The 237-nt window shown below is 52.7% G+C and carries 1 protein-coding gene; it reads left to right on the top strand.

Annotated elements, in window-relative coordinates:
* Window positions 1-237, top strand: a 237-nt coding sequence (locus ACZ3HG_RS24840; protein ID WP_465335208.1) for a transaldolase family protein, incomplete at both ends; no start/stop codon positions are given.

The following is a 237-nucleotide window of genomic DNA, read 5'->3' as shown; positions in this document are numbered from 1 at the left end:
CGCCACATGGGAGGGCATTCAGGCCGCCAAGGTGCTGGAAGCCGAAGGCATACACTGCAATATGACGCTGCTATTTTCGCTCACCCAGGCCATCGCCTGTGCCGAAGTCGGCGCACAATTGATTTCGCCATTTGTAGGGCGCATTTATGACTGGTTCAAAAAGGCCAACAATACCGACTACAGCGGCGCCGATGATCCTGGCGTGCAATCAGTACAACGCATTTATACCTATTACAA

The organism is Erwinia sp. PME.40.26/001, assembly GCF_055556675.1.
This window is presented reverse-complemented; position numbering and strand designations above follow the sequence as displayed.